Origin of the sequence: Alishewanella sp. d11 (assembly GCF_049390205.1) — a bacterium.
GTDB lineage: Bacteria > Pseudomonadota > Gammaproteobacteria > Enterobacterales > Alteromonadaceae > Alishewanella.
The window spans coordinates 2285160-2311904 of sequence record NZ_CP186547.1 but is presented as its reverse complement, the minus strand read 5'-3'; the positions used below and the strand labels follow the sequence as shown (position 1 = coordinate 2311904).

25 protein-coding genes are annotated in these 26745 nt (G+C 45.8%); 13 read left to right on the top strand and 12 right to left on the bottom strand.

Annotation, left to right across the window (positions count from 1 at the left end; translation table 11 throughout):
* Nucleotides 1-3: 3 nt before the first annotated feature.
* From ACO1PK_RS10545 to ACO1PK_RS10520, 6 genes are all read right to left on the bottom strand, one after another.
* Nucleotides 4-636, bottom strand: coding sequence for an NADH:ubiquinone reductase (Na(+)-transporting) subunit D (locus tag ACO1PK_RS10545; protein WP_423185594.1), 633 nt, complete (start codon nt 634-636; stop codon nt 4-6).
* Nucleotides 629-1423, bottom strand: a complete 795-nt coding sequence (locus tag ACO1PK_RS10540; protein WP_423185593.1) for a Na(+)-translocating NADH-quinone reductase subunit C — start codon at nt 1421-1423, stop codon at nt 629-631. The genes ACO1PK_RS10545 and ACO1PK_RS10540 overlap by 8 nt, the downstream gene beginning before the upstream one ends.
* A complete protein-coding gene (locus ACO1PK_RS10535; protein ID WP_423185592.1) occupies nt 1416-2621 on the bottom strand; it encodes an NADH:ubiquinone reductase (Na(+)-transporting) subunit B in 1206 nt (401 codons plus the stop codon). Before ACO1PK_RS10535 ends, ACO1PK_RS10540 begins: the two co-directional genes overlap by 8 nt.
* Nucleotides 2622-2623: 2 nt before the next feature.
* A complete protein-coding gene (locus tag ACO1PK_RS10530; RefSeq protein ID WP_423185591.1) occupies nt 2624-3961 on the bottom strand; it encodes a Na(+)-translocating NADH-quinone reductase subunit A in 1338 nt (445 codons plus the stop codon).
* Nucleotides 3962-4224: 263 nt separating this feature from the next.
* Nucleotides 4225-5418, bottom strand: coding sequence for an enoyl-ACP reductase FabV (gene fabV / locus ACO1PK_RS10525; RefSeq protein ID WP_423185590.1), 1194 nt, complete (start codon nt 5416-5418; stop codon nt 4225-4227).
* Nucleotides 5419-5513: 95 nt separating this feature from the next.
* A complete protein-coding gene (locus ACO1PK_RS10520) occupies nt 5514-5831 on the bottom strand; it encodes a BolA family protein (RefSeq protein ID WP_423185589.1) in 318 nt (105 codons plus the stop codon).
* Nucleotides 5832-6040: 209 nt separating this feature from the next.
* Between ACO1PK_RS10520 and ACO1PK_RS10515 the strand changes: the two genes are divergently transcribed.
* The 5 genes from ACO1PK_RS10515 to ACO1PK_RS10495 all read left to right on the top strand — a co-directional run bounded on the left by ACO1PK_RS10515 (nt 6041) and on the right by ACO1PK_RS10495 (nt 10292).
* Entirely contained in the window at nt 6041-7216 is a 1176-nt protein-coding gene (locus ACO1PK_RS10515; RefSeq protein WP_423185588.1) for a methyltransferase, read from the top strand.
* A 2-nt stretch (nt 7217-7218) separates the two neighbouring features.
* Complete coding sequence (locus tag ACO1PK_RS10510; RefSeq protein WP_423185587.1) at nt 7219-7770, top strand: YajG family lipoprotein; 552 nt, start codon at nt 7219-7221, stop codon at nt 7768-7770.
* A gap of 10 nt (nt 7771-7780) precedes the next feature.
* Entirely contained in the window at nt 7781-8362 is a 582-nt protein-coding gene (locus tag ACO1PK_RS10505) for a peptidylprolyl isomerase (RefSeq protein WP_423185586.1), read from the top strand.
* 112 nt (nt 8363-8474) lie between these two features.
* Nucleotides 8475-8795 (top strand): hypothetical protein, encoded by a 321-nt coding sequence (locus tag ACO1PK_RS10500; protein ID WP_423185585.1) that lies wholly within the window; start codon nt 8475-8477, stop codon nt 8793-8795.
* Between the two features lie 123 nt (nt 8796-8918).
* The gene (locus ACO1PK_RS10495) at nt 8919-10292 is read left to right on the top strand and encodes an AmpG family muropeptide MFS transporter (protein WP_423185584.1); all 1374 of its coding nucleotides are present in this window, start codon (nt 8919-8921) and stop codon (nt 10290-10292) included.
* 29 nt (nt 10293-10321) lie between these two features.
* On the opposite strand, the gene ACO1PK_RS10490 is transcribed toward ACO1PK_RS10495, so the two are convergent.
* Complete coding sequence (locus ACO1PK_RS10490; RefSeq protein WP_423185583.1) at nt 10322-10564, bottom strand: helix-turn-helix domain-containing protein; 243 nt, start codon at nt 10562-10564, stop codon at nt 10322-10324.
* A gap of 584 nt (nt 10565-11148) precedes the next feature.
* On the bottom strand, nt 11149-11490 hold the full coding sequence (gene erpA / locus ACO1PK_RS10485) for an iron-sulfur cluster insertion protein ErpA (RefSeq protein WP_423185582.1): 342 nt from the start codon (nt 11488-11490) through the stop codon (nt 11149-11151).
* Nucleotides 11491-11654: 164 nt separating this feature from the next.
* Here erpA and ACO1PK_RS10480 point away from each other — a divergent pair, with 164 nt between their 5' ends.
* The 4 genes from ACO1PK_RS10480 (at nt 11655) to hemL (ending at nt 16160) form a co-directional block, all read left to right on the top strand.
* The gene (locus ACO1PK_RS10480) at nt 11655-13358 is read left to right on the top strand and encodes a chloride channel protein (RefSeq protein WP_423185581.1); all 1704 of its coding nucleotides are present in this window, start codon (nt 11655-11657) and stop codon (nt 13356-13358) included.
* Nucleotides 13355-13786: a CopD family protein gene (locus ACO1PK_RS10475; RefSeq protein ID WP_423185580.1), complete on the top strand. Its 432-nt coding sequence runs from the start codon at nt 13355-13357 to the stop codon at nt 13784-13786. Before ACO1PK_RS10480 ends, ACO1PK_RS10475 begins: the two co-directional genes overlap by 4 nt.
* 68 nt (nt 13787-13854) lie before the next feature.
* Nucleotides 13855-14859, top strand: a complete 1005-nt coding sequence (locus ACO1PK_RS10470) for an aspartate carbamoyltransferase (protein WP_423185579.1) — start codon at nt 13855-13857, stop codon at nt 14857-14859.
* Between the two features lie 17 nt (nt 14860-14876).
* On the top strand, nt 14877-16160 hold the full coding sequence (hemL, locus tag ACO1PK_RS10465; protein WP_423185578.1) for a glutamate-1-semialdehyde 2,1-aminomutase: 1284 nt from the start codon (nt 14877-14879) through the stop codon (nt 16158-16160).
* Between the two features lie 130 nt (nt 16161-16290).
* Here hemL and ACO1PK_RS10460 read toward each other — a convergent pair whose 3' ends face one another.
* Genes ACO1PK_RS10460 through pepB form a run of 4 tightly spaced genes read right to left on the bottom strand, consistent with a single transcriptional unit; the run spans nt 16291 to nt 22956 of the window.
* Nucleotides 16291-16893, bottom strand: a complete 603-nt coding sequence (locus ACO1PK_RS10460; protein ID WP_423185577.1) for a DNA-3-methyladenine glycosylase I — start codon at nt 16891-16893, stop codon at nt 16291-16293.
* A gap of 16 nt (nt 16894-16909) precedes the next feature.
* Nucleotides 16910-19150, bottom strand: coding sequence for a penicillin-binding protein 1B (mrcB, locus tag ACO1PK_RS10455; protein WP_423185576.1), 2241 nt, complete (start codon nt 19148-19150; stop codon nt 16910-16912).
* Nucleotides 19147-21612, bottom strand: coding sequence for an ATP-dependent helicase HrpB (hrpB, locus tag ACO1PK_RS10450; RefSeq protein ID WP_423185575.1), 2466 nt, complete (start codon nt 21610-21612; stop codon nt 19147-19149). Before hrpB ends, mrcB begins: the two co-directional genes overlap by 4 nt.
* Before the next feature lie 36 nt (nt 21613-21648).
* The gene (gene pepB / locus ACO1PK_RS10445; RefSeq protein WP_423185574.1) at nt 21649-22956 is read right to left on the bottom strand and encodes an aminopeptidase PepB; all 1308 of its coding nucleotides are present in this window, start codon (nt 22954-22956) and stop codon (nt 21649-21651) included.
* 285 nt (nt 22957-23241) lie between these two features.
* Between pepB and dksA the strand changes: the two genes are divergently transcribed.
* From dksA to folK, 4 genes are all read left to right on the top strand, one after another.
* A complete protein-coding gene (gene dksA, locus ACO1PK_RS10440) occupies nt 23242-23691 on the top strand; it encodes an RNA polymerase-binding protein DksA (protein WP_423185573.1) in 450 nt (149 codons plus the stop codon).
* Between the two features lie 18 nt (nt 23692-23709).
* Nucleotides 23710-24615: a tRNA glutamyl-Q(34) synthetase GluQRS gene (gene gluQRS, locus ACO1PK_RS10435; RefSeq protein WP_423185572.1), complete on the top strand. Its 906-nt coding sequence runs from the start codon at nt 23710-23712 to the stop codon at nt 24613-24615.
* A gap of 262 nt (nt 24616-24877) precedes the next feature.
* On the top strand, nt 24878-26209 hold the full coding sequence (gene pcnB, locus ACO1PK_RS10430; RefSeq protein WP_423188201.1) for a polynucleotide adenylyltransferase PcnB: 1332 nt from the start codon (nt 24878-24880) through the stop codon (nt 26207-26209).
* Nucleotides 26178-26732 (top strand): 2-amino-4-hydroxy-6-hydroxymethyldihydropteridine diphosphokinase, encoded by a 555-nt coding sequence (folK, locus tag ACO1PK_RS10425; RefSeq protein WP_423185571.1) that lies wholly within the window; start codon nt 26178-26180, stop codon nt 26730-26732. The genes pcnB and folK overlap by 32 nt, the downstream gene beginning before the upstream one ends.
* Nucleotides 26733-26745: the final 13 nt, after the last annotated feature.

Here is a 26745-nt window from a genome sequence, read left to right as displayed (position 1 = left end):
TCCTTATGCCTTCTTCTCTACTTGCTCTGGGCGGTAAGTACGTAATACCCAGATAAAGCCAGCAATAATAATAAAGGCACTCGGGGGCATTAACAGAATACCCATGGGTTGATACCAACCACCTTCGCTAATTAATGGCATAATTTGCACACCGAAAACCGAACCTGAACCACCTAACTCACGGATAAAAGCAACCACCATCAGTACCACACTGTACCCTAAGCCGTTACCAATACCATCAAGGAAACTCATACCTGGTGTGCTCTTCATCGCATAAGCTTCAGCGCGACCCATTACGATACAGTTGGTAATAATCAAACCAACAAATACCGATAATTGCTTCGATAAATCATAAGCATAGGCTTTTAAGAATTGGTCAACGACGATTACCAATGATGCAATAATAGTCATTTGCACAATAATACGCACACTTGATGGGATGTGATTACGAATCACAGAGATAAAGAAGTTTGAGAACGCCGTAACAAAAGTCAGTGCTAAACACATCACTAATGCGGTCGTCATTTGCGTCGTTACCGCCAGCGCAGAGCAAATACCTAAAACTTGCAAAGCGATAGGGTTATTAGCAAATACCGGCCCAAACAATACGGTTTTAATTTCTTTTGCATTAGCCATTGGTTAAGGCTCCTTGACGCACTTTAGTTAAGAATGGACCAAAACCACTCTCACCAATCCAGAAAGTAAAGGTATTTTGTACACCATTGGCAGTAAGTGTAGCACCTGACAAGCCATCTACCTGATGCGCAGACTGCGGATCGGCATTACCTGGTTTTAAAATACTCAGAGCCAGCTCACCCGCATCATTTAACAGCTGCTTACCAACAAACTGTGCTTTCCAACGTGGGTTTTCGATTTCGCCACCTAATCCGGGTGTTTCTGCTTGCTCATAGTAATTTAGCGCAATGATAGTATTACCATCAGTTTCTAAAGCTAAGAATGCATGCATAGTTGACCACAGACCGTAACCGTGAACCGGCAACACAATGGCTTTTAAATTACGATTTTCATCGTAAGTTAAATACACAGGTGCTTTTTCAGAAATACGACGAATCGAAGCAACGTCAACGGCTGCATCAAGCGACTTACCGTCTTTTAAAGACTTACGGTAGTCAAAGGCTTCTGCACAGGCTCTGTCACAAGTAGCATCAATTTCACCCGTTTGTAAATTCACCAAACGTGTTTCGATGTGCTTATCAAATAACTCAGCAATTTTAGCCGCAGGCGCACTGCCCTCAACTAAACCAACACTGCGTAAAATATTGACCTGAGAGTCTAATTTTTTATTAGCCAGTTGTGTCGGCCGCAGCTGAACTGCGGCAGTAGACACCACAATGGCACATACCAGACATAAAGAGATTACTACGATCAGCGTTTTGCTGATGCTGTCGTTATTACTAGACATTACGTGCCAGCCTCCGCTTGATATTGGCTTGCGCCACGAAGAAATCGAATAAAGGTGCAAACAAGTTAGCGAATAAAATTGCCAACATCATACCTTCTGGATAGGCAGGATTCACGACACGGATCATCACTACCATGAAACCGATTAGGATGCCGTATGCCCATTTACCTTGATTGGTGAAAGAGGCAGATACTGGATCGGTTGCCATAAAGAACATACCAATAGCAAAACCACCTAACACTAAGTGCCAATGCCATGGCATTGCAAATAATGGGTTAGAGGCCGAACCAACAGCGTTGAATAGGTAGCTGGTCAGGATCATGCCGACCATAACACCTAACACTATGCGCCAAGAAGCAATACGGAAATAAATCAGTGCCAAACCACCGATCAACAAGGCCAACACAGAGGTTTCACCAACAGAGCCTGGGATAAAGCCTAAGAAAGCATCCCACCAAAGTTGTGTATTCGCGGCGTAATCTAAATCACCCGATGCAGCTTTGCTTAACCAAGTTGCACCTGAGTAACCATCGGCTACAGTCCATACTGCATCACCCGAAATTTGTGCTGGGTAAGCAAAGAACAGGAAAGCACGGCCAGCTAAGGCTGGGTTTAAGAAGTTACGGCCAGTACCACCAAATACTTCTTTAGCAACTACAACACCGAAAGTAATACCTAAAGCAACTTGCCACAATGGAATAGTCGCTGGCAGAATCAAGGCAAATAAGATAGAGCTAACAAAGAAGCCTTCATTTACTTCGTGCTTACGCACTGACGCAAATAACACTTCCCAGAAGCCACCGACCACGAAGGTTACGGCATAGATGGGTAAAAACCAAACCGCACCATAAAACATCTTGGTGCCCCAACCTGAGTTTGCCGCAAGCTCTCCGCCTAAGGCTGAGAAAATAGCAACCTGCCAAGTGTCAGGTGTTGCAAAGCCTTGCGCTAACGCTAAAGAGGCTTGATGACCGATGTTGTACATACCGAAGAAAAGGGCTGGAAATAACGCCAACCAAACAAAAATCATAATACGCTTCAGGTCAATACTGTCCCGAACGTGCGTCTGATTCTTTGTTACATAACCAGGGGTATAAAGAACAGTAGCTACTGCTTCATATAAAGCATACCACTTTTCGTATTTACCGCCTTTCTCAAATTGCGGCTCAATGCGCTCTAAAAAATGCTTTAAACTCATGATTAGCCTTCCTTTTGGATGGTAGTCAAGCAGTCACGCAGAATGGTACCGTAGTCGTATTTGCCCGGACATACATAAGTACACAGAGCTAAATCTTCCTCGTCCAGTTCCAGACAGCCTAAGGTTTGTGCTTCGTCAGTGTCGCCAGCAATCAGATTACGCAATAATAGCGTAGGCAATATATCCAGCGGCATTACCCGCTCATAGTTACCAATAGGTACCATGGCACGCGACGAACCATTCGTCGTGGTGGTCAGACTAAACAGCTTTTTCGGGCTTAAATGACCTAAATAAGCACGTGTAACTGAATGTTTTTCAGCGCCTGGCGCAATCCAGCCGAGGAAATGCTTCTCGTTGCCTTCAGCTAACACGGAAACCAAATTATGGAAGCGACCAATGTAGCCATGCACACCGTGTGCTGTGGTACCTGCAAGAACAGAGCCTGAAATAATACGATTTTGGCCATCAGCCAGTTCACCTGCTGTTAGCTCAGTTACTGAGGCACCTAGCAAGGTTTTAATTAAACGTGGCGATTTCACTACAGGACCGGCTAAAGCGACCACGCGCTCACTATGTAACTCGCCCGTGGTAAATAATTTACCAATCGCGATGACGTCCTGATAGCCGATATGCCAAACCACTTTTTTACTGCTGGCAGCATCTAAAAAGTGAATATGTGTTCCCACTAAACCCGCAGGATGCGGACCATCAAACTCCGCTACCGTGACTTGTGGCGCGCTAGGAACCGCTACACCCGCTTTTTTAGTCAGGTAAGTTTTACCTTCTGTTAAGCGTGAAATCACGGTCAAGCCTTGGGTAAAGGCCTCAGCATCAGCAGCAATGATAACAGCAGGATCGGCGGCTAATGGATTGGTATCCATTGCATTCACGAAAATTGCTTTTGGTGTGCTATCTAAAGCAGGAGACTGTGAAAATGGACGAGTACGGAATGCAATCCATAAACCCGCATCATTTAAATTCTGCTTTACTTGCTCTGGAGTTAAGGTCGCGAGTTGCTCAGCGGGATACTGTGCAAAGCGCTCAGCCGCATCACCTGAGGCCGCAATCACAACTGATTGCAAAACTCGTTTAGCACCGCGGTTGATTTCTTTCACAGTTCCAGCAATCGGAGCAGTGAATTTAACGCCAGGGTTTTTCTTATCTTCGAAAAGCACCTGACCTTTTTTCACGCTATCGCCCACTTCGACCGCCATGGTCGGACGCATACCAACATACTCTTCACCTAATACGGCGACAGTTGTGATGGCATTGCCCGTAGTGATCTCTTGTTTAGGACTGCCTGCAAGGGGAATGTCCAAGCCTTTTTTGAGTTTTATCATACGTACTTGCACTACTATTTTGGGAAGAAACAGGGCCTAGTTTTTCAGCTGCTGGTCGGCAGCACACCTGGTTAAACTTTTACGCCGCCTGCAACTGCGCAAATTATAACCAGATACACGTATTAAAGTCGCGAATTCTAGCACTAATAGCAGCGTGTATCCATGCTATATACCAAAATTTATGCTGACTTTGCTTGATAATAATGCCTTGGTATCAGGTGCATAAAAACCGCCAAATGGCGGTTTTTGCCCTGTCAATACGACTAATTTACCAAGTTTTGTAATGGCCTTAATGGTGAGACATCAGCGTCATAATCGACATGCTGATAACCAAAGCCAAACAATCTTAAAAATTCATGATGATAACCCTCGTAATCCGTAAGGCTATCAATGGTTTCAGTCGTCACCTGCTCCCATAAACTTTTCACACTTTGCTGCACATGATCACTTAATTCTTTACCGTCCATCCGCAACCGCCCTGCTTCATCAAGTAACGGCTCAGTGGCATAAAGCCCCTGACGGAACAAGCCATTAATTTGCTCTATGCAACCTTCATGCGTACCTTCAGCTTTCATCACACGATATAACAAGGAGATATAAAGTGGCATTATAGGTATAGCAGAGCTAGCTTGAGTTACCAAGGCCTTCAGCGAAGCAACGTAAGCTTTACCTTTCTTGTCTGCCAAGCTTTGCGTAATGGCGGCAGCCGCGCGGTCTAAATCCTCTTTTGCTTTACCAATGGTGGCTTTACCATAAATTGGCCACGTTAATTCCTTGCCAATATAGGTGTAGGCGACTGTCTGACAACCTTCCGCTAACACACCCGCGGCATCGAGCTGACTTAACCAACGCTCCCAGTCTTCGCCCCCCATTACTTTAACGGTATTGAAAATCTCGTCTGCATTGGCTGGCTCGACAGAAACTTCTTCAATTTCGCGTTTTGAAGTATTGAGATTTTTGGCAGTGTAAGCTTGACCAATAGGTTTAAGCACCGAGCTGTAAACATCACCAGTAACAGGGTCTTTACGACGTGGCGCAGCCAAGCTGTACACCACCAGATCAATTTTGCCCATTTCACTGCGGATAATATCAATAGCCTGTGACTTCATTTCGTCAGTAAAGGCATCACCGTTTAGATGTTTATTCCAAAGACCGGCTGCATTAGCCGCACTTTCGAAGGCGGCAGTATTATACCAACCAGCAGAACCGGTTTTACTTTCGGTGGGCTCTTTTTCAAAAAACAACCCTAAGGTATTTGCGCCTGAGCCGAACGCAGCCGTAATGCGTGAGGCTAAACCATAGCCCGTTGAGGCACCAATAACGAGAACATTTTTTGGACCATTTACGACCGGGCCTAACGCTTTAACATAAGCAATTTGTTCATTTACATGCTCAGCACAGCCAACTGGGTGTGCATTTGTACAAATAAAACCGCGAATTTTCGGTTGAATAACCATGAGAAGTCCTGTTGTTGTCATTATATAAAGCCACTAGTGTAAAACTTTAACGCAAAAAACAGGTCTGATCAGCAAAAAACATGGCGATAGTATTTTTATATTTTGCTACCACCAAGGCATTTAGGGGAATCAGGCGCTTTCTCCCCATGCAGCGCTACCCATTCTGATGGCGTATAAGTATGTAAGGCTAACGCATGGATTATATTTGCTAACTCATCCGCTAGCACAGCATTAACGGCTCGATGTCTTTGCAATAAGCGCATCGAAGCAAACTGTTCTGTCACAATAGTCACCTTAAAATGTGACTCAGAACCCGACGGTACATTATGGTTAGCGCTTTCATTAAGGACTTCTAACCATACTGGCTGCAAAGCAGCATGCAATTTTTGCTCAATTTCTGTTTGAATTAACATCGTTGCCCCATAACTTAAAAAAAACTTTGGATGATTTTAACGGAGCTTGGTGGCGTTGTCCTGTTAAACTACACTAGGGACACTTTTGATTTTTATTAGGGCGTAAAGCGCATGCAAACAGCACGGGTACTTTTAGCTTTGTGGGTGGCAGTTGTCGTGCTGCTCGGCTCGTGTCAGAATAGTCGGCTTAAAACATTAATGAAAACCTTATGAAAACGCAGTTTACTCTTGGTGCTGTTCAGCTAACGTTACATCGCTGGCCTTTGAACCAACCCAATCATAGCTTACAAGCCTGGGATGCAGCCGACGAACTAATCCTTGAACACGCTTTACCTTTATTATCTTTACAACACACTGAGCCAGCGACACCTCTCCCTGTGCTGGTTTTAAACGATGCGTTTGGTGTTCTAGCCTGCGCGCTTAGCGCCAGCGCACAAGGCACCATTTTACAATATTCGGTACAGGATTCAGTGCTAGCACAGCTAGCTTGTCGTCATAACCTTGCACAGAACCACTTATCTGAGCGTGATTATAAAGCCTTAACCAGTCTCGATGCGTTACCTGATGCACCACAGCTAGTATTAATGAAGTTACCTGCTAACCATAGCTATTTAGCTTTTCAACTGGCTGCGCTGAGTAAAGTACTTAGTGTTAACAGCAAGCTGGTGATTGCCGCCAAAGCAAAGGATATTACTCGTAATGTTTTGGCCTTATTTGAGCAATTTATCGGGCCAACAGAGGCCTCTCTGACCATTAAAAAATGTCGATACATTTCCACGACCTTTGACGCAACCTTAGTAAGGCCTGAACTCAATTTTCCTCTGCGCTGGTCTTTGGATGACGATAATAAAACGCTAGTAAATCATGCCAACGTTTTTGCGCGGGAAAAATTGGATATAGGCGCGCGGTTTTTTCTGCAAAACCTGCCAACCGTCGCCTCTGGCAGTACGGTGATTGATCTTGGCTGTGGTAATGGCGTTTTAAGCTTACAACTTTTAACGCAACAACCTACTTGCCAATTGATCTTAGTGGATGAGTCTTATATGGCCGTAGCGTCAGCTAAAGCCACTATTGAAGAAAATATGCCGCAATATGTCGCCCAATGTCGTTTTATAGCAGATGACTGCCTTACCCAACAAAGCAGCGACTCTGCTGATTGGGTTATTTGTAACCCGCCATTCCATCAGCAAGCAACAGTGACAACCCATATCGCGACACAGATGTTTAAAGATGCAAAACGGGTACTAAAAACCGGCGGACGCTTACGAATTGTCGCAAACCGGCATTTGCCCTATCGTTTACAATTAGAAAAACTTTTCGGCCATTGCCAACAACTGGCTGCCAATCCAAAATTTGTTATTTTAGAATCAATCAAACGGAGTTAATTATGCGCTATCTAAGCCTTATTTTATTACTCGTGCTCAGCGGCTGTGCCACTCAAGTACCGTCATTTATGGTTGTGCCGCAGATTTTTTGGCCACAAGCGGCTGAGTTGCAAGGCGCTCAATTTAGTTTTGCAGTGGTTGATATGCGCCCAAGAACACAAAGCCTTACGATAAAGCAAGGTAGTGATGAAAAGCATTATCGCACCTCCAATGATGTCCGTTTGCAACTAGAGCAAACGCTGACTAATGCCCTGCGAGACAAAGGCGCTAATATCAATAGCCAACACAATACTCAATTAAAAATCCAAATGAACCAGTTACAAGCTTCTGTTAGCCAACGGCCATTAGATCACCAAGTGGTCAATCAGGTAACGTTGACTGTTTTTATACAAAGCGATGTGGGCACCTTTAGTAAATCCTATGCGGGTGATAGTAGCTATACCGCACCGTTTAAGGTGGATATTGCAGCCGTAGAGCGGGAGTTACGTATTTTAACCGAGCAAGTGTTAAATCAGTTATTGCAAGATCCCGCTTGGAAAGCGGCCTTAAACTAAGGGTGAATCAATGAAAACGCTACTACTCAGTTTCGTTCTGCTTTTTTGTTCATCACTACACGCAGGCCAATTTTTACAACCAGATAACCTATTCCCCAAGGTCTTGCTGATAACTTCACACGGAGAAATCGTCGTAGAGCTAGATCGCAGCCGAGCGCCGTTAACTGTTAATAATTTTCTGAGTTACGTAAAGAAAAATGCCTATGATAATACGGTATTCCATCGACTGATACCGGGATTTGTGGTGCAAGGCGGCGGCTATACACCTGATTTCAAAGCAATAGATACGTTTAAACCTGTATTTAATGAGTCAGGTAATGGACTAAAGAATCAAATTGGCAGTATTGCTATGGCGCGTGTAGCCGATCCGCACAGTGCCACAAGCCAGTTTTACTTTAATCTTAATGATAATACTAGTCTGGACCCGGGCAGCAGATGGGGCTATACCGTTTTTGGGCAAGTCGTTTCTGGTCTAGAGGTTCTTGAAAAAATTCAACTAGAAGAAACAGAGGTTTCCGAAAAGCTTGGCTGGCCAGATGTTCCTATCAAGCCGATTATTCTGAACAGGGTACTACTACTACCGCAAGAATAAACGATAAAAAAATGTCTTTAAACTCGTTCTCCATTCGCAACAAAGCTGGCTTTGACTATACTTGAGGTTAGGTGCTTTGGTAGAAGCAACCCGAATTGCCGGGAGTATGCAAATGGCAACGAATTTTATTGATGAGAAATCACAACAATTAGTATTTTATGCCTCGCGTTTTTTGCGAGGCCAACTACCCCATCATGAATTACGTCTGTTTATCTGGGATACCCTAGAAGAATGGGCATCATTAAGCAACAAACCACTGGCACCGCCAGTCTATCAAGAAAGAGTTTTTTGGTATTTACTCCATCAATTTGAGTACTGGCCAGAACAACAGTTGCGCCAAAATAAAAAACTAAAACGTAATCTTCAGCTTTGTTTGGGTTTTCTTGTCGGCAAAGGCCTGAGACCGGTCAATTTCGTTGGTTTAAGGCCTTAGCTTTTCCAAGCAACTAAGCTAACGCTATACAACTCTCTGATAAACGCTATTTCTAAACCAAAGTGTCTGCTAAGGTCAAAGCTGTAGTATTATAGCCACAGCAGTATTTTTGGGATCCGTATCATGGCACTGGGAAAACAACAGGGAGCCGCGCAAACTTGGCGCGAAGCTTTGGCCAGCTATCAAGACATTCGCTTATTTTTCATCTTTCTGATGGGATGCGCATCTGGATTTCCCTGGGTGTTGTTAAGCTCTAATATGAGTGGTTGGTTAAGCGATGCCGGATTATCAAGGGCCGCCATTGGATATTTTGGCTCTGTTTTTATTGTTTATGCCTTAAATTTTTTATGGGCACCTTTACTCGACCGCATCAAACTACCGATTCTTTATCCGCTACTGGGCCAACGTCGCAGTTGGATTTTGCTGATGCAATCTCTGATGCTCGTTGCCACCATAGCAATTGCCTTTACCAATCCTGGGCAAAGTCTATTATTCACCTCGTTATTGGCCATGACCATAGCGTTAACCTCTGCCACTCAGGATGTTGCGATAGATGCTTATCGAATTGAAATTATCGGTGAAGATAGTGTTCGTGTAGCACCTGCAGCGGCGATGGGCGTGATTGGCTGGTGGACTGGTTATTCTTTACCCGGCTACTTGGCTTTCGCTAATGCCGATAGCTATGGCTGGCCAATGATCTACCTAGGTATGGCGGCTCTTATTCTTGTGCTGATGGTTTTTACGTTACTGATTAAAGAACCCGCTAACCACCGAGACCGGCTGCAACAGGCAGCCGAAGCCAGATACAAAACGCAACTTGGACTTGCGGGTTCGCAGCCTTATCTGGTTTGGTTAACTGTTACAGTAGTTGAGCCCTTTGTAGACTTTTTCCGGCGTAATGGTTGGCAACTTGCTTTAGGTATTCTGAGTTTTGTATTTTTATTTAAAGTAGGTGAAGCCTTTTTGGGAAGGATGTCGGTACCTTTCTACAAAGAAATTGGCTATAGCAATGAACAGATTGCTGAATACTCCAAACTAGTAGGCTGGTTTGCTACTATCGCTTTTACATTAGCGGGTAGCGCCATAAATATTCGCTTTGGTATTATTCGTGGCCTTTTTATTGGCGGTATTGCCATGGCAGCCAGTAATATGATGTTCGCTTGGATTGCCATGGCAGGTCCAAAGCCTGAGTTATTTATTGCTGCAATCTTAGTAGATAATTTTACTGCTGCGTTTTCAACGGTAGCTTTTGTCTCATTTTTGACTTGGCTGACAGGTAAAGCTTTTACTGCAACGCAATATGCTTTACTGGCTTCTTTGGGTAATCTTGGCCGTACGACTTTAGCGTCATTTAGTGGCGAGCTAGTCGATACGTTGGGTGGTAACTGGGCACTGTTCTTTGTCATCACCTCATTGATGGTTATACCCGCATTAATTTTACTGTTATGGGTAGGAAAAAAACTTCAGCAGCAAGAAAACAATAAAGCCGCTAATTAACGGCTTTATTGTTAGACACAAGCTATTGTTTAATTAGTTGTAACTTGTTTTAACCCTTCTGCAGGATCAATTTCAAGCGCTTGACAGTATCTCACAAATTCCACGACATCCAGCCGACGCTCTTGATTCTCAACTTTGCCAATAAAAGAGTGTGGCGTCCCAAGTAACTCTGACAAACTGCGCATAGTATGTCCTTTGTCTTGCCGCTGCCGCTTAAGCCAAACACATAGCCGTTTATTTTCATCAGAAATGACGCTTTTTGTACCTTTCATTTTTTGTTCTCCGAGCGTGTGACGCTTTTAGTTATTATGATAAATCGGCTCCCTGCACACCACTATGCTGAAGCTTTGCATGCTGCTTCAGTACTTAGTCATTAATTAATATCATAGGTTGCGACGAGCGTACAGCCAGACGCGTTAAAAAAACAAAGAATGCATAAATTATCCCCTGCAGATACAGCAGACTGTGCTGTAATAGTGACTAAGTCAGATCTTTGCACGCAACAATAAAAGTTAAGTTAAGTTAAGTGAACAAAATAGAATTACGTTAGCATACTAAGCTATGCTAACAATGGTGTTTAGTCGCCGTTGAATAAACGAAGCAGTGAGAGGTTGGGCGTGGTTAGACTATTTTTTTTATTACCCATATTGATGAGCTTGGTCTGGTATCTTTTCCTACGTCAAAATCAGATACCGATAAAACAAGGTATGCGCGGGTTTACCTATATATTGGCTTTTAATCTGATTTTAGCTTTAGTTTTATGGGCGTTAGTATTATTAACTCGTCCATAGCAATATGGCCCTAAAAATAGAGGGCCATATAAAGGAACAGCAGAAGATGTTAAACAAAAAAGAAGTTAAACTGAGAAAGAAGAACCGCAGCCGCAAGTAGTAGTGGCATTTGGGTTTTGCACAACAAAACGACTACCTTGCAGACCTTCAGTATAATCCACAATGCCGCCCATTAAATATTGCAAACTCATTGGATCCACTACCATGGCAACACCCTGCTTCTCAATCAGCAAATCACCTTCGTTTACTTTTTCATCAAACGTAAAGCCATACTGAAAACCTGAACAACCACCGCCGGTAATGTATACCCGCAGTTTTAACTCCGGATTTTCTTCCTCACTAACTAAAGAAGCTACTTTACGCGCTGCCGCATCAGTGAACTCTAAAGGAATTTGTAACTCAGACATGATGACTCCAACCGGCATAATAACGGTGTTGATTATCTAATACTTGACTATTTTATTCAAGTATTTCCCATTAATCGGAAATCACGCAAGTTACATTAGAAAAGCACGCTTTGTGTTGGAATGTGATAAACTTATCGCATTCATTTCAAACAACAAAAATTGCTATGCAGCGTTGGCGAGAACACCTGCCGGCTTTACAAAAACGGCTAGCCTTACCTCAAACTTCTTTACAGCTTTGCCTATTAGGTATGCTGGGTGGGCTTATTGCGGCCTTACTGATCATTTTGTTTCGATTAGCGATTATCGGGATACAAGATTTATTCCTGACGAAAAATGATGATTTTACCAGTATCGATGCCGACATCAGATGGTTATTGCCTTTAGCAGGTGCTGCCTGTATTGGCATGATTGCACTGTTGACTGGTTATCGGCATTATCGTTTAGGCATTCCATTTGTGATCCACCGTATTAAAACAGCTTATGGAATCATGCCATTTCGTAATACGCTGAATCAATTCTTTGGTGGGATCTTGGCGCTAGCGAGTGGTTTCTCTGTGGGGCGAGAAGGCCCCTCTGTGCATCTTGGTGCCTATGGTGCCAGCACCGTTGGTCGCTATTTGAAACTACCTTATAACAGTATCCGCATCTTGGCCGGCTGTGGTATTGCCGCGGGTATTTCCGCGTCTTTTAATACGCCATTGGCCGCAATGATTTTTGTAATGGAAGTGGTACTGCGAGAATACCGAATTCATGTGTTTATCCCAGTGATGCTTGCTTCAGTGGTCGGCGCCTTAGCCACACAACTGGTATTTGGTCATGATCGGGAGTTGGCTGCTTTAGACATTATTAATTTGAGTGTCTGGCATTTCCCTTATCTCATTTTATGCGGCATTATTTTTGGTGCTATGGCATGGTTGTTTAACCGCAATCTTATGCTAATGTTAAACACCTTTAAAAAATGGCCTTTACTACTTCGTTTGGCCTTAGCCGGCCTAGTAACCTCGGCGGTAGGTTACTTTATTCCTCAGGCCATGGGCGCTGAAACAGGCGCTATCCAGTTTGCCATCAATAGCCCAACAGAAATTCATCTGCTGTTTGTAATCTTAATTGGGAAGTTTGTACTAACCCTGTTTGCTATTGGTCTAGGCGTACCAGGGGGCATCATAGGTCCGATCTTTGGTATTGGCGTGGTGCTTGGAACAATCTTAGCAATAATTCCCGCAGTCATTGTTGATAACAGTAGCAACGCAGGCACTTATGCTGTTTTGGGCATGGCCGGTATGATGGCAGCCACCTTACATGCTCCTTTAGCCGCATTAGTAGCCGTAATGGAGCTAGCAGCAAACCAACATATTATTTTACCCGCCATGGTAGTTATCGTCACGGCTTACGTGACTACCGTGCAATTTTTTAATAATAAATCGATCTTCCTAATGCAGCTCGATTTTATGCAATTACCATACAAGCTTTCACCCGCAGACGACATCTTGCAGAAAGTCGGGGTATTAGCAGTCATGAATCAAGACTATCAAGTGTTAGATAATCCATCCGAATCACAGGTGAAACAACAACTCGATCTGTTACAACCACCCGCGCAGTTATTGATCAAACGCAATGAGCAAGATGGCCTAGCCTTCTATACTGTGCAGTATGATGTTAGCTTATCGCTAGCTGGAGACAGCGCCCTACAATATCTGCCGGTAAAAGGCTTATCGCAACAATGTACTATGGCTGAAGTACTGGCGGAGCTGGAAGATAAGCGCGAAGGTATTGTTTACATTTATCAGGATAACCCGCAGTTACCTATTGGCATTATCCGCTGGGATCAACTGCGTGCCTTACTCATAAAACAGAATAATTTAATATGACCTTAATTCTTATTTATAAAGCATTACATGTGTTTTTTATGGTGGCTTGGTTCGCCGGCATTTTTTATTTACCGCGATTATTTGTTTATCATGCAGAAACGGCTAGCCCCGATTGTGACGCGACCTTTAAAGTCATGGAACGCCGTTTGCTTTATTTTGTCACGCCCTTTGCCATACTAACGCTGGTATTTGGGATGCTGCTAATTATGAGTTACGGCAAAGTCTGGTTTACGGTCAGTAGCTGGCTGCATTACAAGCTGCTGTTAGTAGCTTTACTTTATGCTTACCACGGCTATTGCTTTAAATTATTGGCCGATTTTAAACATAATCGTAATCGCAATAGCGCACGTTTTTATCGGATTTTCAATGAAGTTCCGGTGCTCATTTTACTGGCAATCATCTTACTGGCCGTGTTAAAGCCGCTGTAAATTGCGTATAATATTGCCATCAGCTATTTGGCTAACCCACCCGCTATCCGATTAAGTGAGCACGCACTATGAGCTTTAAAGGTCAGCATATCCTCTCGGTCAAACAATTTGATCGCGACAGTATCCAGTACATTTTTGATATCGCCCGCAAAATGGCGCCTTATGCCAGCCGTAAAAAGCGCACTAAGGTACTAGAAGGCGCTATCTTAGGAAATTTGTTTTTTGAACCCAGTACCCGCACCCGGGTCAGTTTCGGTTGTGCTTTTAACTTGCTGGGCGGTGAAGTGAGAGAAACTACCGGCATGGAGTCTTCCGCTTTGTCTAAAGGCGAGTCCTTGTATGACACAGCTCGGGTCATTAGCAGCTACAGCGATGTGATTGCCATGCGCCATCCGCAAGCAGGCTCAGTGGCTGAGTTTGCAGAAGGTAGCCGCGTTCCGGTATTAAATGGCGGTGATGGCGCGAATGAGCACCCCACCCAAGCCTTGTTGGATCTCTTTACTATCGAACAAGAGCTTGCTGCATCTCATCAAACCATTGATGGCATGCATATCGCTATGGTGGGTGATCTAAAGTTTGGCAGAACCGTACATTCACTGTCTAAATTACTTAGCTTGTACAAAAACTTGCAAATCACCCTGATCTCTCCACAAGAATTGGCCATGCCTGATGAAATCATAAGCGCATTAGACAATGCCAGCCACCGCCTTAACATCACCGATAAACTGGAAGGCAACCTGAGTGCGGATATCGTTTATCAAACGCGCATCCAAGAAGAGCGATTTCCCTCTAAAGCTGAAGCGAATCTTTATCGGGGCAAATTCCGACTTAATCAGGAAATTTATACCCAGCATTGCAAATCTAATACGGTGATTATGCATCCATTACCTCGCGACTCGCGGCAAGAAGCCAACGAGCTGGATAATGATCTTAACTTAAATCCTAATCTAGCCATTTTCCGCCAAGCAGATAACGGCATTTTAGTAAGAATGGCGCTATTTGCGTTAACGCTTGGGGTAGAAAATCTGGTTCAGGATTACGAATGCGCCGTACCCTGGTACACCAATAAATAACTGACAGGATAAGTACAATGTCCATTTCTTCTGAATTATTCGCCCGCGCCCAGCACACTATTCCTGGTGGGGTAAACTCGCCGGTTCGTGCGTTTAAAAGTGTTGGCGGCGAGCCATTTTTTGTAGCCAAGGCCGAAGGCGCCTATTTATACGATGTAGATGGTAAACGCTATATTGACTATATCGGTTCTTGGGGGCCAATGTTACTGGGCCATAACAACCCGGTGATCCGTGATGCGGTTATCGCCGCGGCAGCCAATGGCTTAAGCTTTGGCGCACCCTGCCCAGCCGAAGTCACCATGGCAGAGAAAGTTTCTGAGCTCGTGCCGAGCATGGAAATGCTGCGGATGGTCAGCTCGGGTACTGAAGCAACCATGAGCGCGATCCGCTTAGCGCGCGGTTATACCGGTCGCGATACCATCGTTAAATTTGAAGGCTGTTACCATGGCCATGCCGACTCGTTATTGGTTAAAGCTGGTTCTGGTGCCTTGACCCTAGGTGTACCTAACTCACCTGGCGTCCCCGCTGATTTTGCTAAATACACATTAACTTGCGAATTTAATAATCTGGCACAAATACAGCAATTGTTTGCCGAACAAGGTGAACAAATCGCTTGTATTATTGTAGAGCCCGTCGCGGGCAATATGAACTGCATCCCTCCAGAGCCAGGCTTTTTAGAAGGCTTGCGCCAGCTGTGTGATGACTACGGTAGCGTGCTGATTTTCGATGAAGTCATGACTGGGTTCCGAGTTGCCCTCGGCGGTGCGCAGGCCTACTTTGGGGTAACACCTGATTTAACCACCTTAGGCAAAATTATCGGTGGCGGTATGCCGGTAGGTGCTTTTGGCGGCAAAAAAGCCATTATGCAGCACATAGCGCCGCTTGGTCCGGTTTATCAAGCGGGTACGCTGTCAGGTAACCCTATTGCCATGGCAGCAGGCCTGGCAGCCATGCAAGAGATCAGCAAGCCGGGTGTCTATGAGGCGCTAACCGAAAAGACAGCAAAATTAATCAAAGGCTTAGCGCAAGCGGCTGCTAAGCATGGCATTCCGGTTAGCTTTAATCAGGTTGGCGGTATGTTTGGCATGTTTTTCACTGCCGAGGGCCGAGTAAGTAACTTTCAACAAGCGACTCGCTGCGATATTGAAGCCTTTAAACGCTTCTTCCACTTAATGCTACAACAAGGTGTTTATCTTGCCCCGTCAGCTTATGAAGCAGGCTTTTTATCCTTGGCGCACAGCGATGAAGACTTAGCGGAAACCATTGCCGCCGCAGATTATGCTTTTGCCGCGTTAAAATAAAGACTACAACCTATGCTCTAACCTCCCTGTTATCTAGCAAGCTTAGGTAACAGGGAGAATTGATTATTGCTACTTAACAACCTTAACCCGCGAACTCAAACTTTAACCTCACTTTAAATGAGGCAGTAAACTAGCATGACGATGATCTGGCCACTGCAGTTTTCCGAAAACAGTTATCGTGATGATCATTGACCATACCGCAAGCTTGCATGTAAGCATAAATAATGGTTGAGCCAATAAACTTAAAACCTCGGCGTTTTAAATCTTTGCTCATTGCATCTGACTCTGGGCTAGTTACCCGATAATCCGCTGCGCACTTTATGCTATTGACTTGCACAGACCCTTTCACAAAGCGCCACTGATAAGTGCTAAAACTGCCAAACTCTTGCTGCACCTCCAAAAAGCGCGCCGCGTTATTGATGGTAGCGGCAATTTTTAAGCGGTTACGAATAATCCCCGGATTCTCTAGCAAAGCCGCCACCTGAATGTCATCAAACAGCGCGACTTTGGCGGGATCAAAATTTGCAAAGGCAGCACGATAGTTTTCGCGCTTTTTAAGAACGGTATACCAACTTAAGCCGGCTTGCGCGGCTTCCAAGGTTAAACATTCAAACAGCTGATTATCATTAAAGAGCGGCACGCCCCACTCCTGATCATGATAAGCAATATAGTCTGGCTTGGTTAAGTCTACCCAGCTACAGCGGCATACCTCAGATAGTAGACTAGAGTGCATAGTTTAACCTCTATTATTATTCGCAAGTGGCGAGCTGTAACACACTGGCTTTATGCGCAGGTAACAACCACCCATTAGGACAGTACTCTGGAATAGGCAACCCTGTTCGGGTGGAGAACCGCTGCCATTCCACTTGTTCAGGCATATAGCGAATTAAATTATTTTTCCCTTTTTGCCTAAAGTAATCAGCAAATAATCTTAAGGCGCCGGTGCCACCTGTTAAACCGGTACTTTTGTTATCATCACGGCCTAACCAAACAGTGACTAATGTCTCCTGATCAAATCCGGCAAACCAACTATCCCGATAATCACTGGAAGTGCCCGTTTTACCGGCAAAAGTGGGTTGCGGCCAAGTTCGAGCTAACGACTGCGCAGTGCCCGTTAAAGTCGATTCAATCATCGCATAATGTAATAAATACACATCTTCTGCAGGATAACGCACCGTTTTAATATTACTACGCTGATAAACGACTGCTCCATGTTGATCGGTTACCGCTTGCACCGTAGCGAGCGACTGATGCACCCCATTATTTGCCAGCGTTTGATAAAGTTGTGTCACTTCATAGGGCGTTAAATCTACCGCGCCAAGTAAAGCAGCAGGATACAAGTTCACCCGCCGTTCTAACCCTAAACGCCGCAGCGCCTCCTGTACTTTTGGCATGCCTAACTGCAAGCCTAAGCGCACTGTCGGTAAATTACGCGAGTCTGCTAACGCGCGCATTAGCGAAATAGGCCCATGAAATTGTTTGTCAAAATTTTGTGGCTGCCACTCTTCATTATTATTGCGTAAACTGATCGGACTATCATCAAGCATAGTGCCTAACGTAAAACGGCCGCGCTGTGCCAGTGCTTCTAAATAAATAGCGGGTTTAATCAAGCTACCTATAGGTCTTCTGGCTTCCAGAGCGCGGTTAAAACCAGCAAAACCGGCCGTTTTGCCCCCCACTAAGGCTTGTATGGCCGCCTCTTGGTAATCGACCACCAGCATGGCCGCTTCTAAGTCTGGATTCATCCCTGGTACGATTTGACTCACAGTGCGCTCTGCCTGTCTTTGTGCCATAGGATCAAGATAGGTAAATACCTTGATACCGCTATGCATTAAGGCGCTATCTAAGGCTAGTTGCCGCAACTCACGCTTTACCGCGTCCATATAAGCAGGGAAGCTTGCATTCAGGTATTGACCACGAGGCACAACCTGTAAAGGCTGCTTGACTGCGCGTTCGTATGCTTGGCGATCTAACAAATGCTGCTCAAACATCAGACGTAAGACTAAATCACGACGACTTTGCGCCCGCTCAGGAAAACGTCTGGGATCATAAAACCCTGGACCTTTAACAATACCAATCAATAACGCATATTGTTCTGGCGCTAACTCGGCTAGCGGCTTACCAAAATAAAAACGGCTGGCTAAACCAAAACCATGTACGGCAGTGGCATGATTTTGCCCCAAATAGATTTCATTTAAATAGGCTTCAAAGATCTGATCTTTACTAAACCGATAATCCAGAACTAAGGCAATAAAGGCTTCATTCGCTTTACGCCATAAGGTACGATCATGGGTTAAATACATATTTTTCGCTAACTGCTGGGTTAAGGTTGACCCACCTTGCACCGTTCTACCCGCCGTCAGATTGACCCAAAATGCCCGTAGGATCGCCAAGGGCGATACGCCACGATGCTGATAAAAATTCCGATCTTCAATTAATAGCAAGGTGTCCTTGAACAAGTCTGGGACAGCTTCTAAACGCACCAGTTCGCGATCTTCTTGATGAGGCGAGACTAAATGTTCCACTAATTGCGGCTCTAATCGAGCAAAGTCTATCGCCTGCCCCTGCTGTACTACACGGCTAACGCCTGTGCGATTAAACTCCACACTAAACAGACGTGCCGGTTGCTCACCGTCGACATAGGTAAAAGCACGCCTGAAAATCGTCACGCGCCCCCCTTGCACACTAAATTGTCCAGGGCCGCTGACATCCGTACTTCGCCGATACTGTAACTGCTCTAATTCTTGAATAAGATTGAGTTGAGTCAAATATTTACCCGGAAACAAGGCTAAACTGCGGCCATAAATTTGCGCAGGTACCTGCCACTTTTGGCCTGAAAAAGTGCTAGTGATTTTGCTATCAAGATAAATAAAATACACCACTAAGGCCAAAACAATAACCAACAACAGTTTTAAAGCAGTTTGCCACGCAATGCGCCACCAGCGTGCTGGGCGGCTGGATTTAACCGTTTTCTTTTTCGCTCGGCTCATAATTGCATCGCTTTTTTGGTTTTATTAGTCGGTTGCGCATTGGCCGGATCGTCCGGCCAAAAATGCTTTGGATAACGACCTTTCATTTCTTTTTTGACGTCCTGCCAGCTTTGCTGCCAAAAACTGGCAAGATCACGGGTAATTTGTAACGGCTGTCGCCCGGGTGACAGCAAGGTAACCGTTAATGGCAGCTTACCCTCCAGTATGCTTGGCGACACCAGTTGACCATACATTTCCTGAACTCGCACTGAAAACCCTGGTCCTGCGGGTAAGGTATAATCAATCGATACCGTATTGCCGGTAGGTGCCAGCCAAGCGTCTGGTAATAAATGTTTTAACTGTTGCTGTTGCATAAAGCTTAATTGCTGCCAAAGTAAATTATACAGGGGTAACTCTGCCAACTGACTGGCTTTGTTAATCTCCGATAAATAAGGACCAAGCCAATCAGCTAAATTAGCTAATAAAGCCGCATCGCTTAAATCCGGAAAATCGGTATATTGATACTGTTGTAATAACACGAGTTTTTGCTGTAACTGCTGACACGCTGCAGTAAATGGTAAGACAGCCAACCCCTGTTTCGCGATATAACTCAGCCAAGCTTGTTGTTTCTCCGCTGCCGACAATTGCAAGGGGCTGGGCCGTCGCTGTAAGACGATTTGCCCAAATAACCGGCGCCGCTCACTGTAAAAACTCGCTTGTTTATCATCCCAACCGGTAACACTTTGCCAAGCGAGTTCTGGCCAGTCAGCTAGAATAGCATCAAGATCAATAGCAACCGCCTGTAAGATCCGATTTTGCTGTTGAGATTGCTGAAGAGTGACTGCCACTAAAAAAGGGTGTTGTTCCAGTGCATGCCCTGCAGGCAGGTTTGCGCCAGCGCCATTCGCCAATAAATAGCCTTGGCCACGACGCTGAGCTAAACGATCAGGATAAGCACGCAATAACAGTACCGCCACCCACTGCAACGGCAATTGATTCACCGCTTGACATGATAAGCGTTTAGCAAGCTGTTGCGCTTGCTGATATTGGCGTTGGTAGTAACTGTGTCGAGTATGCAACTGCGATAGCTGTTGATACAGATCGGCTTGCGAGCTAACCGACTCCTCTAGCAATACGGCCAATAGCACCGCCAACCAAAGGATCCCAGGATAATCAGCCTCCAGTATTTTTGCATGCTGCAGCATGCTAGCCAAACGGATATCGGTACCAAACTGATATAGGACTCGACCGTAAGCCGTCAGCTGCTGCTGACCATCCAAAACCTGTAACTGTTGCAATAAAGCGGTTGCCGCAGCAAGGTTGGCACTATTGGGTGCAGTTAACCAGCTTAAATCGCGCGGTTGACATCCCCATACGGCAATCTCTAAGCGTAAGGCCGTCAACTCGGCTAATTCTACTTCTGCGGGCTCAAAAGCGGGCCTACGCTGCCATTGCTCAGCACTATCGATCCGATAACAATACCCCGCAGCCAGACGACCAGCTCGTCCCGCTCGCTGTGTTGCCGCGGCTTGACTGATCGCGATAGTCTCTAAACGGCTAATTCCTGAACGCGGTTGATAGCTGGCGCGCCTCGCAAAACCACTATCCACCACCACATGAATGCCCTCAATGGTCAAACTCGTCTCAGCAAGGTTGGTGGCCAGTACCAATTTAAACTCGCCGTCAGGCGGCGCAGCGATGGCCAGTTGCTGATCCGTCAAACTCATACTGCCCAGTAAAGGCAGTACCTTTACCGTGTTAGGTAAGGTTTGTCCGCTTAGCCACTCCAGCGCTTGCTTTATCTCTGCTTGTCCAGGCAAAAAGACTAACACACTGCTCTGATGCTGGTAAAAAGCCTGTAAAGCCTGTCTGGCACATTGCAAGGCCATCGGTTCTTTAGTTGGCGGCACATACGTCATACTGACAGGATAACTGCGCCCCTGACTTTGTAAGATCGGCGCTTGCAGATACTGTGCTAAAGCGTTGCTATCCAGTGTTGCTGACATCACGAGGATTTTTAACCGCTCATTCAAAGCTTGCACTTCCAAAGCAAGTGCCAAGCCTAGGTCAGCATGCAGTGATCTTTCATGAAATTCGTCAAAAATCAGTAAATCGACCGAGTTTAGTTCAGGATCTTGCTGAATTTTCCGGGTTAACACCCCCTCAGTAACAATCAGTAGTCGGGTCGCTTGACTAAACTGACTATCCTGCCGAATTTGGTAACCCACTGTCTGTCCTACCGCTTCACCTAATTGCGCAGCTAAATAGGCGGCGATACTTCTCGCGGCCAAACGCCGCGGCTCTAATAGCACAATACGTGTATCGGCAAACTCGGGTTGCTGTAACAGATACAATGGCAAATAGGTTGATTTACCGGCACCAGGCGGCGCCGATAAGATCAGACGGGACCTTTGCTGCAGCAAACGACACAACTCAGGTAAAATTTCAGCTACAGGTAACACAGTGTTGATTCTCTTATTCACGCCAACGACAAGCCGCTGGCGAGAGGGCTGCCAGTATTAGGCCTTAAGTTCATTTAATAAAGTGGCGGCAATGGTACGAATACCCTGCCCTGTTGCGCCAGCCGCCCAATAAGCGTTAGCGGAATTATTAAAGGCCGCAGCCAAATCAAAATGCAGCCAACCTTGACCATCATTGGCGACAAACCGACTTAGAAATCCCGCAGCATTACTGGCACCACCCGCCCCACCGCCTTTTACTGGCCGGCTATTAGCAGTATCGGCATAAGGTGATGGGCATTGCTGTTGGTGCCACTTTTCTAGTGGTAACTGCCAGGTTAATTCTTGTTGTTGCTCGGCATAAGCTAAGGCGCGCTGTGCTAAGGGTTTATCCAAGGCAAATAACGCATTGTATTCACTGCCTACTGCAGTCATCGCTGCGCCAGTCAAGGTCGCAGCATCAATAATCAAGCCTGCACCACTGTCACTGGCTAATTGCAAACCATCGGCTAACACCAAGCGTCCCTCCGCATCGGTATTGACAATCTCCACGGTAGTGCCATTTTTGTAGGTGATAATGTCACCCAATTTATAGGCATGGCCACTGATTAAATTTTCGGCGCAACATAAAATTAATTTAACCCGCTGATTTAAGCCTTGCAGGATAGCGAGTGCTAAGGCGGCGGTTACCGTTGCCGCGCCACCCATATCACATTTCATCGTCAGCATCCCTTCGTTAGGTTTAATCGAGTAACCGCCGCTGTCAAAGGTAATGCCTTTACCTACTAAAGCGGCAGCCACTGGTGCTGACGCCTCACCACTTGGGTTAAAATCTAATTCCAGCATCACAGGTGGCCTTACACTGCCCCGACCTACCTGATAAACGCCATGCCAGCCTTCAGCCGCTAGTTGCTCACCAATAATCAAGCGATGCTTGACTTTGGCCGTACCAGCTATCTCAGTGATAAAAGCCGCTGCATGTTCGCAAAGCAGCTGGGGTGATAATTGTTCAGGGGTCTGGTTCACTAAATCTTTGGCAAAACCGTAACAACGAACACGCTGCTCTAAGGCGGTAAGAGTGGCACTATCACCACAGAACTGCACCCCATCTTGGCGTTTGGCATTAACAAAGCCCTGATAAAATGCCCATTGTAATGCCAATGGCCAATCACCGGTAAGCTGGACACGATTTACCGACAAATTATCCAGCAAGCGCGCGGCCTTCTGTACAGAACGTAATTCATCCGCGGGTCTTAGATGGATCTGATAGCCACTGGCAGATGGCGATAGCAGCGCATTGGCACCAAATTGCTCTGCTGCGGGCTGTTGCTGAAGACTAATCTGTAATACTGCTAAACCTGATTGCATACCAAACTCCAATAATAATGAATAGCTGCCGTTTGGGCCGAGACCGGCATTGTAGCACAGGGCTAAGTCCAGCTTGACGGCTCAATAACAAAGAATTACTTAGATTAAGCGCTGATATCACTAAAAAAGTTTAAAAGTCACGTTAAAAAAGTCAAAAAACCGTGACGGCAGGGGCAGCAGCCGCTATACTTCCGCGGTTTTTTATTAGTGATTGCGGTAGCGGTGATATTCTGCTATCTATAGCCGCCATCTTTTTTGCTTGGTGGGATTGTACAGGAGAGAATCATGCCAGAAGGCAATAACAATAAATCCTTAGGGTTGCTCGCGCTGGCTGGCGTATTACCCTATCAGGCTGCTGTCGGGGAAGAGTATATGAACCCGAAGCAATTGGAACATTTCAGGAAAATTCTCGATGCCTGGCGCCAACAGTTGCGGGAAGAAGTTGACCGCACCAAAACCCACATGGCGGATGAAGCAGCCAACTTCCCCGATCCGGTAGATCGTGCCGCCCAGGAAGAAGAGTTCAGCTTGGAATTACGCGCTCGGGATCGTGAGCGTAAGCTGTTGAAGAAAATTGAAAAGACTTTGCAAAAAATCGAAAACGACGATTTCGGTTACTGTGATACCTGTGGTATTGAAATTGGTATCAAGCGTTTAGAGGCTCGCCCCACGGCGGATCAGTGTATCGATTGTAAAACGCTGGCTGAGATTAAAGAAAAGCAACTTGGTGGCTAATACCAAGGGCTTACTGCTGTGTCTACTGCGTTACCCAAGCTAACGGCCAACTACATTGGCCGTTTTGCTCCTTCCCCTTCAGGTCCTTTACATTTTGGCTCGTTAGTGGCGGCAGTTGGTAGCTTTTTGCAAGCGAAAAGCCAGCAAGGTAAATGGTTATTACGTATCGAAGATATCGACACACCTCGGGTGCAGGCTGGTGCCGATAGTGCCATTATGCACACCTTAGAGGCCTTTGGCCTGTATTGGGATGACACGGTAATCTACCAAAGCCAACGCCTGGCTCGCTACCAGCAGGTTTTTAACGATTTACAGCAGCGTGGTGTGCTGTATGGCTGCCAATGCAGTCGTCGTGACATCAGTCTGGCAGGCGGCATCTATACTGGCCGCTGTGCTACATTACAGCTGACCACAGAGCCTTTGGCCTGGCGCTTAAAAGCGCAGGACGTTAGCACCCAGTTTAACGATCTGATCTTTGGTACGCAGCAAATCGCTAGCACGCTGGCGCAAGAAGACTATATTTTAAAACGACGTGATGGCTTATTCAGTTATCAGTTCGTGGTGGTAATTGATGATATGGACCAGCAAATCACCGAAGTGATTCGCGGTGCTGACTTACTCAGCATGACAACCAGACAACAGCATTTATTCAGTTTGCTGGGACAATCCGCGCCTCGTTATGGCCATTTACCTTTAGCAGTCAGTAGCCCGGGACAAAAACTCAGTAAACAAAATCATGCCAGCGCATTAAGCCAATGGCCATTACAGCATAGCCTTGGTGCGGCTTTGCACTTACTGGGACACCCAGTACCCAACACGCTGAGCGCTGCGCCAGTGACTGAAATTTTAGCTTGGGCTCTGCAACACTGGCAACTGGCTCAAGTGCCTGTAACCACTGAGATACACTGCAGCGCTTTTGCCTAAAGTCAAAAAACAGATATTACGTCAACAAAGCGGTAGTTTCGTTCTCATTTAAAGCAGATTCAGGTATTATAAGCCGGTTTTTTCGGCTTAAAGCCTGTAACCTTTTCCATTTAGGAGAGACATCATTATTTCGCGCGTGATTGATTTTTGCCGCCGCACCCTTGGCGGAAAAAATACCGTAACGGCCAGCCCGGAGAACCCTGCTGCCAAGGCCAAGCCTGAAGCAAAACCAAGTTCTGCTGTCGTTTCAGCTTTGCCTCCCATGCAGATTATCGGCCGTGATCAGCATTCAATTTCTCGTAAAGATATTAGTCCGAGCGCCTTAAAAGTCTTGTATCGCCTCAAAGATGCCGGCTTCGAAGCCTATTTGGTTGGCGGCTGTATTCGCGATCTGTTATTGGGGTTAAAACCGAAAGATTTTGATGTTGTGACCAATGCGCGTCCAGAAGAAATCAAACAGGTATTTCGTAATTGTCGGCTTATTGGCCGTCGCTTTCGGCTTGCCCATGTGGTGTTTGGCCGTGAAGTGATTGAAGTGGCGACCTTTCGTGGGCATCACAGCGGTGTCGAAGAAGATGATAACGCCAGTAAAATTGCCAGCTTAAGTGATCATGGCCAAATTCTGCGTGATAACGTTTATGGCACGATCGAAGAAGACGCGGAGCGGCGTGATTTTACAGTGAATGCACTGTATTACTCGATTAACGATTTTGCCATCTATGATTTTGCCAATGGGGTGCAAAGTATTGCGGCACGCCGCATTGAGTTAATTGGCGATCCAGAAACCCGCTATCGTGAAGATCCAGTTCGCATGCTTAGAGCCATTCGCTTTGCGACTAAGCTAAATATGCAAATTGCGCCTGAGAGCGCAGCGGATATCCCACAGTTAGCGGTCTTGTTAAAAAATATTCCAGCGCCCCGCTTGTTTGACGAGCTGGTGAAGATGTGGCTGTCAGGCAAGGGTTTTGACAACTTTATGCTAATGCGTGAGCTGAATATTTTAAAACAGCTGATGCCACAGTTAGAAAAACTGCTAAAACGGGAGCCAGAAGGCAAGGCTTTTCAATTAATCACCCGCGCCTTGCAAGATACCGATCAGCGCATTGCAACCGATAAGCCTGTAACACCGGCCTTTATTTTTGCAGCAATGCTTTGGTATCCAGTAGAAGTTCGGGCGCAAACGCTGTTGATTGAAAGCGGTTTAAATGAAAATGATGCTTACGGCATTGCCATGACCGAAGTACTGGATGATATTCAGCGTACTATTGCCATTCCTAAACGCTTTACCTTAGCCATGCGCGATATTTGGTACTTGCAAAATCGCCTGCCGAAACGTGCTGGACGCCGTGCCTTTAAACTGATGGAACAAACTAAGTTTCGGGGTGCCTATGATTTTCTGGTGCTACGTGCTGCGGCCGAAGGCGGTGAACTGCAAGACTTAGCCCGCTGGTGGGAGCAATTCCAATACAGTGATGAAAATGAGCGACTGGCGCTGATTCAGCAACTTGGTAAAGCGGGTGTAGAGAGTCCAAAGCGGCGCCGCACCTACAAACGTAAACGCAATGTCAGCACGAACAATGAACATCATGGCTGAGCGTTGTTATATTGGCCTTGGTGCCAACCTAATCGCCCCCGTGGCGCAGCTGAAACGTGCAGTAGCCGCCTTAGCATTATTGCCAGCGACACAGTTGCGTCAGGTATCACAATTTTATAGCTCGAAGCCGATGGGGCCACAGGATCAACCTGATTATGTGAATGCTGTTGCGGCGCTTGATACCGAACTCAGCGCGCAACAATTATTAGCGGCATTACAGCAAATCGAGCTGCAACAAGGCCGTGAACGTAAAGCTGAGCGATGGGGGCCGCGTACCTTAGATTTAGATATTTTACTGTACGGCCAACTGCAACTGACAACAGCACAGTTAACCATTCCACATTATGGTATGCGCCAGCGCGAGTTTGTACTTTACCCACTGTTTGAACTGGCACCCGAGTTAACCCTGCCAGATGGCACCCCATTAACAATGCTGATAAAGCAGGTGCCATTAAATGGCCTGCAGCCGCTGCCGCTGGCAGCTCATCCTGCTTTGTGCGATCTTGCGCAAGCCGAAAGCTAGTTGGAATTTTATT